We start from the raw sequence: 14,941 nt of genomic DNA on the forward strand, positions 1-14,941 counted from the left end.
GGGGACGAGTCTGAGCGGTAAGGTGCTCAATCCTCAACATTTATTTCCTCGGAAAATCCTAGGGACGGGTCAGTGAAACATCGGCAAAGGATCGTGGATTAGCCGGGACAGTGGACTGGGCTGGTCTCTAGGGTGATGACGCGCTTCGGGTAGACCTTGGAGTTGAGCCGGAAGCCATGGCCGCTGCTTTACGCGCAGAGCCATTTCAGAGAGGCCGATCCATGCAATCTATGATCTATCTTCCATTCAATGCCCTCAGGAGATCGCGAATAATCGCGACCGTGATGGCCGTCGTCCTTAGCCTCATGCTCGGTGAAGGATTTTTGCAGGCTCAGACGCAAGCTTTCACGGCAACACTTACTGGCCTGGTCTCGGATACCTCGGGGGCTGTGGTCCCCAAGGCGAAGGTTACTTTAACGAGCGACGAGCGAGGGCTTAGCAGAAACTTCGTTACGGGCGACTCGGGCAGCTTCTCTTTCCAGCTCCTGCCGCCAGCCGATTACACGTTGCGGGTGGAGATGGCCGGGTTCCGGACGTATGAGCAGACGGGGATCGTCCTTGCGGCCGGATCGAGCGCCAATCAGGATATTCATCTGTCGGTTGGCAGTACAACGCAGAATGTCGTGGTGTCCAGCGCGGCTCCTCTGCTGAACACAGAGAACGCTAACATCTCGGCTGACATCTCTCAAAAGCAGGTTGTGGAGCTGCCGTTGAATCTGCGCAATGTCTTCGGCCTTGCCTCCTTGAATTCGTCGGTGAACAACTCTACCCAATCGCAGATGTTGAATTCGAATGGAATCTCGGGGAGTGCGGATCAGGATATCTCCTTCCTGAACTTCGGCGGGACGCAGTTCGGGACCGCGGCCTATCTTCTGGATGGGACGTGGAATACGGCGCAGGACTGGGGTGGAGTTGTGTATGTTCCTTCCGTCGAAAACGTGCAGGAGTTCAAGATCCAGACCAACGCGTTTACCGCTCAATATGGCTGGAGCAGCGGGAACGTGGTGAACGTCGTTACCAAGGCGGGGACCAACCGCTTTCATGGAGACGTCTTCGAGTTCCTGCGGAACAGCGCGCTGGATGCGAACAACTACTTCAATAACAAGAACTCCGTACAGCGTCCGGACTTCAGCCGGAACCAGTACGGCGGGTCAGCCGGTGGACCGATTTATATTCCGGGGCTGTACAAGCAGACCAACAAGACCTTCATCTTCGGGGTGTATGAGAGGTTGCGGCAGTCCACGCCGGCGACCCTGACGGCGACCGTGCCGACGGCGCCCTTTCTGGCGGGTGATTTCAGCTCGCTCCTTACGACGACCGTGCTCGGAAAGGATGCGTTGGGAAGGAATATCTACCAGGGGGCTATCTACGATCCCTATACTTCGCGGCAGATTACAGCGGGGACGATCGATCCTAAGACGGGGTTGCTCTCCACGATGACCGGGTATATTCGCGATCCGATTGCAGGAAATAATCTGGCCAACCGGATCGATCCTGTTGCGGCGAAGATTGTCGCCGGCAAGTATTGGCCCGCTCCGACGAACGGCGGGCTCACGAATAATTTCTTTGGTTCTGTTCCGGCGAGCATGCGTTCGGACGAGTACTCGTTTCGGGTGGACCACAATATCAGCGACGCCTCGCGGATCTATGCGAGGTACTCGCATAAGTCTCAGGAGAAGACGAACTCGCCCGACTTCTTTGGATCGGGAGATGCTGGAGGTCCGGGTGTCAGCAATCCGAATAACCGCTGGAGCTTCGATCTGGGTTACAGCCATATCTTCAGCCAGTCGCTTATTCTGAGTGCGAACGCAGGCATGAACCGCTGGATTGAGCAGTCGGTGACGCAAGGGGATGGGTTTATCCCCTCCAGTCTGGGGCTGCCGGGCGGCCTCGATACGGTTGCAAAGCAGTTTCCCCAGATCAAGGTCGATAACACCTCGGGGCTTGGGCCGGGCGCGATCAACGGGCAGGACTCGTATGCTGTACCCCGCAACTTAATTACTTACTCGGTGGATTTGACCAAGAGCCTGGGCAAGCACACCCTGGCCTTCGGTTACATGGGTGTCGCGAACCAGTTGCTGGGCGGGCATATCTACGGAACGAAGCTCAACTTCCCGACGAGTTCGACCGCTGGGCCTAATCCAGCGTCGATCACCAACGGGACCGGCTATGGGTTTGCTTCGTTTCTTCTGGGTGTGCCTGATAACGGTGGCTCCACTGGCATCAACGCGCTTCCCGCGACACAAAAGAACTATCTCGGCTGGTACGTGCAGGACGACTGGAAGGTCATTCCACGACTTACTGTGAACCTTGGGCTTCGCTACGAGATCCAGACGGCTCCGGTCGAGCGTCATGATAAGCAGCAGTACTTCGACTTTAGTGCGTCGAATCCTATCGGTGCGGGGATAGGGATCACTACGCCCGGGGCGTTGGTGTTCAATGGCGGAGGAAACCGCAGAGGACTCTACAACACTTCGTATAGTAACTTTGGGCCGCGCATTGGACTGAGTTACCGGATTACCTCCAAGCTGATCGCCCGAACCGGGTACGGACTCTTCTTCATTCCATCCTTTACCGGCAATGGCCCGGCGGATGGGTTTACGCAGACCACACCGATTGTGGGCTCGCTGGTAGGGTTTCAGCCGTTCAGCACACTGAATAATCCGCTTCCGAACGGTATCCTGCAGCCGCAGGGAAGTGCGCTCGGTCCACTGCAGGATGTGGGCTATGGCGTTCCAGCGGTACGAAGCGCGCGGGCTTCGAACTATCTCCAGCAATGGATGGCGGGCTTCCAGTACGCGATTCGAACGAACGATCTCCTGGATATCGCCTATGTCGGAAATCGCGGGATCAAGGTCTCGGCTGGAACCTTTGAGCGGAATCAGCTTCCGACGCAGTATCTTGCGCTGGGGAACAGCTTGTTCGACCAGGTCAGCAATCCTTTTTATGGACGCATTACGGGAAGTGGATGCGGACTGGATCAGCCGACGTTGCAGCGGGGGCAGTTGCTGCGGCCGTATCCACAGTACTGCAGCGTCGGGGAGCAGGAGGCTCCGGTTGGAGACTCTTACTACAACGCCCTGCAGTTGACGTATACGCACCGCTTTAGTTCGGGCCTGAGCGTGTTGTCTTCTTATACCTTCTCGAAGTTCATCGATGATGTTGGAGGCAACAATCCCTGGGCGTACTCGGGACCCACCTCCAATGTTCGGAACTACTACAATCTCAGGGCGGAGCGGTCTGTCGATGGCGCGGATATTCCTCATAGTCTTGTCGTGAGCTATATCTATGAGCTGCCGATTGGAAAGGGGCGAAAGCTGGTCTCCAATCTGAATAGGCCGGTAAATGCTGTTATCGGCGGATGGCAGGTGTCGGGTATCTCGACCTTCAAGCAGGGATTCCCACTGTCTATCGCCGCGAATGGAAATAGCTCTGGATCCTTTGGTGGAAATCAGCGCCCGAACATCGTGGGAGATGTGCACGTCCCGCACCCTACGATCGACCGGTGGTTCAATACGAGCGCCTTTGCCAATCCGGCGGCGTTCACCTTCGGCACTGCTCCGCGGTATATCTCTACGCTGCGCGCTCCGGGTTACCAGAACTGGGATCTGGCTATCCAGAAGTATTGGGGGCTGGGAGAGCAGACGCGCCTGCAGTTTCGGGCGGAGATGTTCAATGCCTTCAACCATACGAACTTCTATGCTCCGAACCAATTTTTAGGCGCGGGGAACTTTGGAGTCATTGGCAGCGCGTTCTCGGCGAGAGATGTCCAACTGGCCTTCAAGTTCTATTGGTAGTGCGGATGATGGCTGCTTTTTTGGTGGGCCCGGAGGGATTTGAACCCCCAACCAAGGGATTATGAGTCCCCTGCTCTAACCGTTGAGCTACAGGCCCTTGCTTGACGTTCGTGATCCGTGGAGGGGAACGTGGCGTGGACTCGCCTGGCTGGCGAGTCGCTGGCAATTCCCTTGATTGTAAATGGACTTGCGGTCTGCGCCAGTGGACGGGGGCAGGGGTCTACCGGACCCCTGTCCGCCGGGGCTTAGTTAGGCCTGGTGACGGACTTGTTGAATTGCGGCGACGATGTTGGGATAGGCTCCGCAGCGGCAGGTATCCGGCGTTTGCTGTGACGCCGGGCCGCTTCAAGATTGGATGGAGAGATCGCCGGCTTGCCTGGTCTCGTCACTCGTAGTGAACTCCTCGGGAAGAGATTTACGGTGGGTCCAGATAGGCACCGCCTAAGGCGGGAATAGACCTCTAGCTGGCGTGTTTGTGGTGACCGCGCGTCTTCAACCGGGAAGCTGCATCTCTGGCAGGGCTCTCACTTCGGCCAGGTTGTGTTGCAGACGACCCTTCGTTACTGGATGGAAAACTTCTCGCCACCTAATGCAACATTATGCAACTGCTTTCAGCGCATTTGCATCTGACGCAATAGATCCCAGGTAGATATTACGAGAAAACTACTCTTCCCAGTGTTTTAGTTTGATTTCCGGACTGTCACGAACCGACTTTACTTCCATCGTTACAGTTCAATCCTTGGCGAACGGTCCAAGGGGGCTTTGCCACAATGTGGTTCGGCTTCGCAGATTGAGTTAGTACAGATGAAAGGCAGATTTCGAAGCTCGCAGTCGATTCAACATCCAATACCGGATACACGCAAGCGTCTTTGAAGCCGATTCGAGACACTTGCGTGAACGATGACAGCGCCGAGCGCTGTATCTACCGCCACCTTGCAGACAGCATAGGAACCGCCGGGTTCTTTGTGGCCGTGAGCTGAGGGCTTCCCTTCGAGGGGACTCAGCCGCTTGAGGAGTTTTCAGGAGCTCCGACCCGCTCTTCGTCTTATCGATTTTCTCTCCTCCACACCTCCCCGTGTCGCTGCTAACTCCTGTTGGAGCGAACTCCGTCGTCTCACGAAAATCAGCCCAGGGCGCGAACGTTGGACGTTACGTCGCGCGGTTCGACCAAGAGGATTGCAATGCGTAAGTGGATTATTGGTAGCAGAGGGTTATTAGCAGCAGTCATCATTATGTTTTCGGCTGGATGCGGCCGTGAGACAGTAAACATTCCAGATACGACCCCTCCCCAAGTGGTTTCCACTACGCCTGCGCAAGGTGCTACCGGTGTCGGCTTGACGGCCACCGTGAATGCGACCTTCAGCAAGCCGATGAACGCTACGACGATTAATGCGACCACCTTCACCGTCACCGGGCTGGGTGGAGTTGCTGTGGCTGGAACCGTGACCTATGCAGCCACCGGTTCGATCGCGACCTTTACCCCGACGGTAAACTTTGTCCCGAGCACCCTATATACGGCCACGATCACGACAGGCGTTCGGGATCAGGCCAGCCCGGCGAATGCGCTGGCGGCCAGGTATGTATGGACCTTTACGACCGGTCTGGCGCCTGACACGACTCGCCCGACCGTCGCCTTGACTCTCCCTGCCAATGGCGCAACGGTTGTGCCGATCAACCAGGTCATCAGCGCCACCTTTAGTGAGGCTTTGAACCCCACGACCGTCAATGGAACCACCTTCACTCTAACCGCGCCTGGCGGAGTTGCCGTGGCCGGAACAGTGACGTACACCACCGCCGGTTCTATTGCGCGATTCACCCCCAATGTGAATCTCGCGTTCGGCACGATCTACACCGCCACCATTACGACAGGCGTGACGGATCTTGCTGCCAATGCATTGGCTGCGAACTACGTCTGGACGTTTACGACGGCTCCGCCGCCTGACACGATTCCGCCGACGGTAGTCGCGGCGACTCCTATCAACGGCACTACAGGTGTGCCCCTCACCCAGGTCCTCACCGTAACTTTCAGTGAGGCGATGGACTGCACGACGCTCAAGTCTCCTGCAACGACGTTTACTCTCAGTGGTCCTGGCGCTACTGTTGTCGCTGGAACGGTCAACTGCGTAGGCGCGGTCGCAACCTTCACCCCATCGGCGCTGCTTGCGGCCAACACACTGTTTACGGCGATCGTTACGACAGGTGCGAGAGACCTGGCAGGGAATGCGCTGGCTGCGAACTATGCCTGGAGCTTTAGAACTACTCCAGCCACAGGTCCGCCGACGGTGATCTTCACGACACCCATCAATGGAGCCACGAGCTTTCCCATCAACCGGGCACTTAGCGCAACCTTCAGTGTGGCGATGAATCCTGCCACCATCAACGCCACCACCTTTACGGTTACAGGGCCTGGTGGAGTTGCGGTAGCGGGAGTCGTAGCGTACACCGCAGCCGGTTCCGTTGCGACGTTCAAACCAACTGTCAACCTTGCCATCAATACTCTCTACACGGCGACAATCACTACTGGTGCTACGGATCTCTCCGGTGTGGCGATGGCCGCCAATTTCGTATGGACGTTTACGACCTCCGCGGCTCCGGATACCACCCGGCCAACGGTGTTGTTCTCGATTCCTGTGAATGCAGCCACCAACGTCCCAACCAATCAGACCGTCACCGCAACCTTCAGTGAGGCGATGGATCCCGCGACGATCACTGCCGCGAGCTTTACCCTCACCGGGCCGGGTGGAGTCGCTGTACCCGGATTGGTCACCTACGCTACCGTCGGCAATACAGCTACGTTCTCCCCGGCGACAAACCTGGCGACCAATACCGCCTATACGGCCACCATTACGACTGGAGTCACCGATCTGGCGGCCAATGCACTGGCCTTCAACTACCTCTGGGTCTTCACGACCGGCGGTGCTCCGGATACCACACAGCCACAGGTGACGCTTACGATTCCAGCCAACCTGGCGACGAATGTGGCTCTCAACCAAGCCATCAGCGCGACCTTCAGCGAAGCTATGAATCCGCTGACGATCACTACGGCGACCTTCCAACTGACGGGTCCTGGCGGAACGCTGGTTCCGGCTACCGTCTCCTACAATCCAATCAGCTTCATCGCTACTCTTACCCCCACAGCCCCACTCACCGCCACCTCTGGCTATATTGCTACGGTTACCACCGGAGCGACAGATCTGACCGGCAATGTGTTGGGCGCTGGCGGAGTGCCGAATCCGTGGAACTTTACCACGGGTGAGGTCGTTGTCGTGCCACCGGTGAACCTGGGAACGGCGGCTCTGTTCGGTGGCTTCGGCGGAAACGCCGGGATGACCAATCAGGGAGTCTTCACGGTCATCAATGGCAACATCGGGACTACCGCAGTCTCTACGCTGATTACGGGCTTCCACGACAACACTCCTAACTGCATCTACACGCAGACTCCGTTGAATATGGGGTTGGTGAACGGAGCGATCAACACTGCTCCGCCACCGCCTACGGTCGGCTGCCCGAATGAAGGCACGGCTGTTACGGCTGCCATCGCGGCGCAGGCTGCAGCGGATGCTCTAACGGCCTACAACGCTCTCGTCGCTTTCCCGAATGGGTTGGATGTCTCTACCTGCCCGGCATGCGGCGGAGGGTCTGCGGGTGAGTTGGGCAATCGCACTCTGGCTGGCGGAATCTACAAGTCGGCACCGGGAAGCTTCGACATCACGTTGGGAGATCTTACCCTCGACGCGAAGGGCGACCCGAATGCTTTCTGGGTCTTCCAGATGGCGACGACCCTCAATGTAGGCACACCCACGAACAACCGCAATGTCCTGCTGGTCAATGGCGCTCAGGCCAAGAACGTGTTCTGGCAGGTTGGCACCGCGGCGACGATCAACGGGATTCTGGGCGGGGGAACGATGCAAGGAACCATCATCTCCCAGGCTGGAGTCTCGATCTCAACCGCCGGTGTGGTCGCACTTACCACGCTGAACGGTAGAGCGCTCTGCTTGTCGGGTCCAGTCACCATCGTCAACACCGTCATCAACGTGCCTGCTCAGTAAGGCGATGCTGCGGCTGCCCTGAATGGGGCCGCCGCAGCCAATGCAAGTTATGCGGCGGCGTTGGATCAATGATCGCGGCGCAGCACAGGAGATGAAATGAAATTCTTAGCACGAATGATTGCCACAGTGGCGGTTGCTGTTTCCCTAACACCTGCAACCTTTCTTCATGCGATGGGCTTAGCCGCTTCGACCGATCCCGTAGCCGGAACACCGGTTGAGGGTCAGGTCGATCCCGGCCAACCAGCGCCGAAGCGTAAAGAGCACGGTAAGACTCCGAAGGTGGAGCTCTTTGTCGGGTACTCCCACTTTCGTGGCGTGCCAACCTTGGACTCCGAGAATCGCATGGTTGGGCTCAATGGAGGAAACGCATCCATCGCGTTTAACCTGAACCGCTACTTCGGGCTGGTGGGCGATGTCGGTGGATACCACGCCAGTCAACTCCGGCTCTCTGGGCCAGGAGCGGTTCCGACACGCACCGTCGACGCGGACGGCAAGGCTTATACCTATATGTTCGGGCCTCGATTCTCCTTCCGAAATCGCAGCCGGTTTACTCCCTTTGTGCAGGCTCTCTTTGGGGGCATCCACGCAAGCGAGGTGAGGATCGACGGTTGCAGGGGCGCTCTTTGTGCGCCGCTTCCTGAGCAGGATGCGTTTGCGATGACCGCAGGCGCGGGCCTGGATATCAGGATCTTCCGGCATGTCTCCATTCGGGCTCTGCAGGCGGAGTACATGATGACCCGCTTTGGCGCTTTGAATCCCGGAGACAATACCTCGCAGAACGACCTGCGGCTGTCCTCTGGGCTGGTGTTCCGCTTTGGTGGCAACGCGCCGCCTCCGCCGGTCAACCGTTCTCCGATGGCTTCGTGCTCTGCGGATAGCAGGACCATCTATGTGGGTTCTGGCGAGAGCGTTGCGGTTCATGCGCAGGCCAGCGATCCGGATAACGATCTGCTGAACTACTCCTGGATGGCGAGCAGTGGAACCGTCGAGGGCTCTGGCGCAGATGTCCGGTGGAACTCCTCCGGCGTTCCCGCTGGAAGCTATCGTGTGAGCGCACATGTCGCCGATGGCCGCGGTGGAATGGCGGATTGCTCGGCGGACGTTCGCGTCGAGGCCAAGCCGAATCAGCTGCCGATAATTAGTTGCTCCGTGGATCATGCTTCGGTTGCAGCCGGAGAGCCGGTTCAGGTTGTGGCTACGGCGAGCGATGCGGATAACGATCCGTTGACCTACTCCTGGAACGCCAACGGCGGACAGGTGGTTGGAAGCGGATCTTCGGTGCGGTTCGATACGACTGGGCTGGCCACGAACCGCTACGTTGTAACGGGACACGTCGACGATGGACGAGGCGGAGGAGCCGATTGCACCGTCAATGTCGATGTGCAGGCGCCGACTGCGCTGGAGATGAGGCTTGCGCTGCACAGCATCTACTTCCCGACCGCGCAGCCTACGGCACGGACTCCGAATGGCGGTCTGGTTGCGAGTCAGAGGCAGACGTTGATGGCCCTGGCGAGCGACTTCCTCCGCTACCTGGAGACCAAGCCGGATGCGCACCTGACACTCGAAGGCCATGCCGATCCGCGCGGCTCCGTGGAGTACAACCAGGCGCTCTCGGAACGGCGTATCGAGAGCACGAAGCAGTTCCTGATCGGCCGCGGAGTTCCAGCGGACAAGATCGAGGCGAAGGCGTTTGGCGTGCAGCAGAATCTGACGGACGCTCAAGTGCGCGATGCGGTCGAGCATAACTCGGAGCTGCAACCAGCGGAACGGCAGAAGATGCTGGACAACATGACTACGATCATTCTGGCCAGCAATCGCCGTGTGGACGTCACTCTGAGCACGACGGGACAGCGGTCGCTTCGCCAGTATCCGTTCAATGCAACCGACTCGATGAGTTTGTTGCGTCAACAGGCAGCCGACGCTCCGGCATCGGCGGCTAAGAGGAAGGCAAAGCCTTCTGCGCAGTAACGACTGCGGAGAAAGGCTGAGAGTCTAAACTCAAAATCGGCTGCGGGAAGGGAGACCTTTCCGCAGCCGATTGCTTTTAAGGATTGCTTGTTGCGGTGTGTTTCGAGACCGCGGTTATTGCTTCTTCTTGAGAAGGTTGTCGGGGTTGAAGAGCTCGGGGGAGAGGGTGGTGTTGTACTCGACCTTGGAGTAGAAGCGCTGGCTGGCCATGTCGCCGTTGTGGTATCGGGTGAGGGTCATGGCAGTGGGCAGGCCCTGGAAGGTGTGGTAGTCGTCGTACTGCTCTACGTCCTCGTCGTGATCTTTGAATTGCACGTTGCGCCACTCGAAGGTGCGGCGCAGGGGAAGGTGCGTCGTGGCGTCGAGCTCGAGGGTGACGGCGTCGTTGTTGGCGCTGAGGACGGTGAGCTTGTCGGCGAGGCGGCGCTCGACCATGGAGGTGCCTTCGGCGATGACCATGACGCCGGGCTGTTTGAGCCAGTCGTTGATGACGCTCTCGATGGAGTGGTTGCGGCGGCGGAAGTAGTCCTCGACCTGATCCTTGGGCAGGGCGGTGCGGCCCTTGTAGGTGACCTCGTAGCCGTTGCCGTTGACCCAGACCTGGACGATGTCGATCTTCTTGCCGGGCAGGATAATGCTCTTGTCGGTGATGAAGCCGATGCGTTCGGCTTCAGGACGGCCGTCCTGGACGAACTGGCGGTTGCCGGAGTATTCGACGACGTAGCCGTTGGGGGCTCCGCGGAAGAAGGCGGCGGTGCGGCCGCGGACGGTCATGTCCTTGCGATGCAGCCAGGCGTCTCCGCCGAGGGCGGCGACCATCTGGTCCAGGAGGATGCGGCCGCGCTGTTCCTGGGTCTGTCCGGCGGTGCGGGCGGGAGCGGCGCTAGGGATATCGCTGGCCTGGGCGTGGGCGTGGAGGGGCGCGAGCGTGGCGGCGAGCGTCAGGCCGAGGAGGAGTGTTGCCGGTTTGAGGGTTGTTGGTTTCATGTCTCCTACGGGTGCTTAGCCTACCAGCACAGCGCCTCCGTTGACGTTGAAGATCTCTCCGGAGATGAATCCGGCGAGTGGGGTGCAAAGGAAGAGGATGGGTCCTGCGATCTCGTCGGGCTGCGCGGCGCGGCCCAGTGGGATGAGCGACAACACCTGTTTGGACGTCTCAGGATGGTGGAGGGCAGCGGCGGACATCTCGGTGTCGACCCAGCCGGGAGCGACGCAGTTGCAGTAGATTCCGGTGGCGGCGAGCTCGGAGGAGAGGCTCTTGGTGAAGGCGACGAGAGCGCCTTTGCTGGCGGCGTAGTCGGCGTGGAAGGCCTCGCCGCGCTGGGCGGCGGTGGAGGCGACGAGGATGATGTGTCCGCGTGGGCCGCCTGGGGAGCGGTGTTGAGACTGCATCTGGGCGACCGCGGACTGGACGAGGCCGAAGACACTGTCGAGGTTGGTGCCGATGGTTCCGCGCCACTGATCGGAGGTCATGGAGGCGATGGGTGCGTCGTGCGAGGGCCAGATGCCGTGGTTGACGATGAGGCAGTCGAGTTTGCCGAAGGCCGCGATGGTGGCGGCGACGAGGGCCTGTCCGTCCTCGATGCTGTTAAGGGACTGCTGGATGGGGAGGCAGAGCTCGGGACCGCCGCACTCGGCAGCGAGGGCGTTGGCTTGATCGGCTGCGGACTGGTAGCTGAAGGCGACGCGGGCTCCGGCCTGATGGAAGAGGCGGACTGCGGAGGCTCCGATGCCGCGGGAGCCTCCGGTGATGAGGGCGGTTCGGCCTGTGAGGGAGAGGGGAACGCCTGTGACTTGCGCGATGTGCATGGTTCCGACGCTACCGAAGGCTGTTGGCATGTGCAAGTTGGGATTACTTCGACTTCGGCTTCGGCTTGGCGCTCTTTTTGCTGAGGAGAGCGCGGCGTTCTTGGATGAGCTTCTTCTGCTGTGTGGCGGGTAGGGCGAGATTGGCGCGGGTCCTGGGTGGGAGCTTGGCCAGGGTGATGGCGTGGGCGTGGCGGAGCTGGTCTTCCCACTCGGGGTTGCGGAAGACCTGCCAGTGCTCCGCGGCCACCCAGTGGATGCGGGCCATGTAGGGCGCGGGGTAGAGGCCTTCGAGCTCGAGGAGCTCGGAGTAGCGCTCGGGGCCGGCGGAGTAGGAGAGGACGGCTCGGGTTTTGCCTTCGACGGGTTCGTCGAGGTTGATGAGGGCGAACATCTTGCCGCCGATGGCTTTGTCGCCGACCCAAAAGACGAGGTTGTTGCCCCACTGGAGCGTCTCCACGGCGTGGGAGAGGGTGAGGAGGAAGGCTCGGAGGCGTTCGGCGTCCATGGAGGGAGTATAGGTGGTCTTCTGGGCACCCCCTCCCCCCCTTGGTGGGCATAAGTGGTGCTTTTTGTTGCGTTTGCGGGGATGGTGCGTTGTAAATTATTGATTTCATGTCGGTTATGGCCAAATTCTTGACTCTATTTGGGTTACGTCCTTTCTTTGGTTTAAATGGAAAAGCCCCTGCCTTTCGGCACGGGGCTTTTTGTCTGCTGGTTCTATTTTATGGGATCGGCTGAAACTAAAGTGCCACTTTTTTGGAAGTCTTATCTTGTTGATTCGGCTTTAGTTACGGTGAGATTTTTGGTTTTGGGGGCTTGACAGGATTTTGTGCTGGTCCGCCTTGCAGAGGCTGGGAGAAAGCGTTCATATGAACCCTTGTATGGGCGCTAGAATTCGTCCATGGGTTGGCTCACGAGACTTGGATTTCTTGCCGTCGGTCTATTTCTTATCTTCCTAGCAGTTGTGCAGATGCATACTGGTCGCATAGTTTTCGAAAACGCAAGTTATCACCAGACTACCTTTGCAGCGGGGGGAATTGGTGTCGGCATCGTGATCCTGCTGCTTGCCTTCCTTCCTCGACGCGAATGGCTTTATAAGCACATCACTACAAGACGGCGAGGTCGATTGACGAAACACTAGAACGGTTTGGGTGGGGTGGGAGAATCTGAATGGGCTGGGGGAGGGTTTACTTCCCACCCTTCGCGAGAGGCCGAAGGATGGGGCACCCGGGCGGTGTGCGTTATGGAAGGAAGGCGGTCGTGCTTCGCACGATACCCCACCCTATTTGCGGTGAGACTGCAAATAGGATGGGGCACCCGCTTTTGTGGCTTGGGGAGGTATGTGGTGGTGTATTGGGGAATCGATCCTTGGGTGTCGACGGTCGTTCCGGTCCCTGGATTTCCAGGTGAGGGGACTTTACAGCTTTGACATCCAGTTGGCGACGGTACGCCCGATCTCGTCGGGGGAATCTTCCTGCACGAAATGGATTCCCGCCACTGTCTTCTCGGTCAACGCTGGCCAGCTACGGACCAGGTTGACCAGGGTGTCATTGGTGAGGATCGCACCTGGCTCGACCTTCAGGAACAGTTTGGGCACATTGCTCTTTCCCAGCCAGTCCGCGTATTCCGTTGCGATGGCATGTACATCGGCGGGTTCGCCTGCGATGGGTATTTGGCGGGGCCAGGTTAGTGTCGGCCGCCGCCCCTCGCCAGGTTCGGCGAATGGGCGTCGATACTCCGCCATCTCCTCGTCAGAGAGCTTACGCAGGATGGCGTTCGGCAGGATCTCTTCGATGAAGTAGTTGTTCTGCAGTACCATCTCCTCGCCAGCCTCGGAACGGATCGCCTCCAAGGCTGAACGCATTTTCATGTGGTCCCAATGGTCCCGGCCCTGCGGCGCTACGATCGCCTCCATGAATGCGATTCCCTTGACCGCGTCGCGATGGCGGTTGGCCCAATCGAAGCCGAGGGCCGAGCCCCAGTCGTGGACGACGAGGGTGACACGCTCGCGCACATTCAGCGCCTCGAGGAGGGCGTCGAGGTAGCGGCGGTGCTCGACGAAGCGATACGAGTTGGGGCCACTGTCAGGCAGTTTGTCGGAGTCGCCCATGCCGATCAGATCGGGGGCGATGCAGCGGCCTAACGGCTCCAGGTAGGGCAACACGTTGCGCCAGAGGTACGACGAGGTGGGGTTCCCGTGCAGCAGGACGATGGGGTCGCCTTGTCCCACTTCCACGTATGCCATCTCGTGGCCGAGGACTTTTCGCCGCTGTTTTTGATATTTAGGTGTTGCAGAGATCATGGTCACTTCTCCTTCTTTTAGATCGCATGTTCTGCCATAGCATCTGGCTCGCCAAAGTAGAGTTAGTGCCGTTGACAGTGGAGTCGATGGCTAAGGTGTTGTGTTGATGGAGGGATGGGTTGGTTGCTTGGTGGACGATGCTGGATTGGGTAAGACCGAAAGAGGATGATGGCCCGACACTGACGATCTTCCGTCTTGATTTTGGTCGCGAATCGCTGGTCGATACGACGGTTTGAGGGGGGAGTGCGGCATGGGGCCAGGGAAGGTTTACGTCCCACCCTTCGCAAGAGACAGAGGCGCGAAGGATGGGGCACCCGGGCTTTGGTTCCTGGGAAAGGAAGGCGGTCGGGCTTTCGCCCGATACCCCACCCTATTTGCGATGAGACTGCAAAAAGGGTGGGGCACCCGGATTTGTGGTGGCCTCTAGAGTTTGGGGATGGTTAGGTGGAGGTGGGTTAGGTGGGTGTAGGTGAGGGTGTAGGTGTCGGGTTGGGTTGGGGTGGTGGGTTCGGCTTTGAAGGTGGTTGCGTCGGTGCTCAGGGTGATGGGGAGGTTGGGCAGGGTCCAGGTTTTGGCGGTTAGTTTTTCGTTGAGTTGAGATGGGTTCAAGCCGGGGGCGTGGATGAGGAAGGTGACGTCGCCGGTGGTGGTGATGTCGAGGCCTTCGGAGGTGGCGGTGGCGTCGATGGGGGGTGATTGGTAGAGGCGGATCCAGCCTATTTCGCCGGTGTTGTGGTTGAGTTTCTTTCGGTCGTTTTTCGGGAGGCTCTTCGGGGTTTCGTTTGTGGTGTCTTCGCTGGTGGGTTGGGCGATTGCTTTGCTGGTGTCTGGGCTGTTGGCTAGAGGTTTGGTGGAGGCGGTGCGCCATTGGATGGTGGCGGGGTGGAATTGGGTTGGGGGGCCGGAGGTTCTGGTGTGGGTGGTGGATTCGCCGCCGAAGATGAGGGTGGGGCTGATCCAGGCGGTCTGGGCGCGGCGTGAGTCGGGGTGCCTGGCGGACAGAGGGCTGCGGGTGG

General features: G+C 59.0%; 8 protein-coding genes and 1 tRNA gene. 3 read left to right on the plus strand and 6 right to left on the minus strand.

What is annotated here, in order from left to right; all coding sequences use genetic code 11:
- The first annotated feature begins 221 nt into the window (after positions 1 to 221).
- Complete coding sequence (locus HB393_RS23110; RefSeq protein ID WP_213807577.1) at positions 222 to 3,797, plus strand: TonB-dependent receptor; 3,576 nt, start codon at positions 222 to 224, stop codon at positions 3,795 to 3,797.
- A gap of 21 nt (positions 3,798 to 3,818) precedes the next feature.
- On the opposite strand, the gene HB393_RS23115 is transcribed toward HB393_RS23110, so the two are convergent.
- Positions 3,819 to 3,894: transfer RNA gene (locus HB393_RS23115), tRNA-Ile, on the minus strand.
- Between the two features lie 1,084 nt (positions 3,895 to 4,978).
- Here HB393_RS23115 and HB393_RS23120 point away from each other — a divergent pair.
- Positions 4,979 to 7,846, plus strand: a complete 2,868-nt coding sequence (locus HB393_RS23120) for an Ig-like domain-containing protein (RefSeq protein ID WP_213807578.1) — start codon at positions 4,979 to 4,981, stop codon at positions 7,844 to 7,846.
- 96 nt (positions 7,847 to 7,942) lie between these two features.
- Positions 7,943 to 9,814: an OmpA family protein gene (locus HB393_RS23125; protein ID WP_213807579.1), complete on the plus strand. Its 1,872-nt coding sequence runs from the start codon at positions 7,943 to 7,945 to the stop codon at positions 9,812 to 9,814.
- 114 nt (positions 9,815 to 9,928) lie between these two features.
- On the opposite strand, the gene HB393_RS23130 is transcribed toward HB393_RS23125, so the two are convergent.
- The 5 genes from HB393_RS23130 to HB393_RS23150 form a co-directional block, all read right to left on the minus strand.
- Positions 9,929 to 10,801, minus strand: coding sequence for a hypothetical protein (locus HB393_RS23130; RefSeq protein WP_213807580.1), 873 nt, complete (start codon positions 10,799 to 10,801; stop codon positions 9,929 to 9,931).
- A 15-nt stretch (positions 10,802 to 10,816) separates the two neighbouring features.
- On the minus strand, positions 10,817 to 11,653 hold the full coding sequence (locus tag HB393_RS23135; RefSeq protein WP_255551542.1) for an SDR family oxidoreductase: 837 nt from the start codon (positions 11,651 to 11,653) through the stop codon (positions 10,817 to 10,819).
- A gap of 13 nt (positions 11,654 to 11,666) precedes the next feature.
- A complete protein-coding gene (locus tag HB393_RS23140; protein ID WP_213807581.1) occupies positions 11,667 to 12,128 on the minus strand; it encodes an MmcQ/YjbR family DNA-binding protein in 462 nt (153 codons plus the stop codon).
- Positions 12,129 to 13,040: 912 nt separating this feature from the next.
- On the minus strand, positions 13,041 to 13,925 hold the full coding sequence (locus HB393_RS23145) for a haloalkane dehalogenase (RefSeq protein ID WP_213807582.1): 885 nt from the start codon (positions 13,923 to 13,925) through the stop codon (positions 13,041 to 13,043).
- Between the two features lie 423 nt (positions 13,926 to 14,348).
- The coding region (locus HB393_RS23150) for a hypothetical protein (RefSeq protein WP_213807583.1) at positions 14,349 to 14,941 on the minus strand (593 nt) is incomplete at its 5' end.

This window comes from Granulicella sp. dw_53, from assembly GCF_018449545.1.
In the GTDB taxonomy this organism is placed as follows: Bacteria; Acidobacteriota; Terriglobia; order Terriglobales; family Acidobacteriaceae; genus Edaphobacter.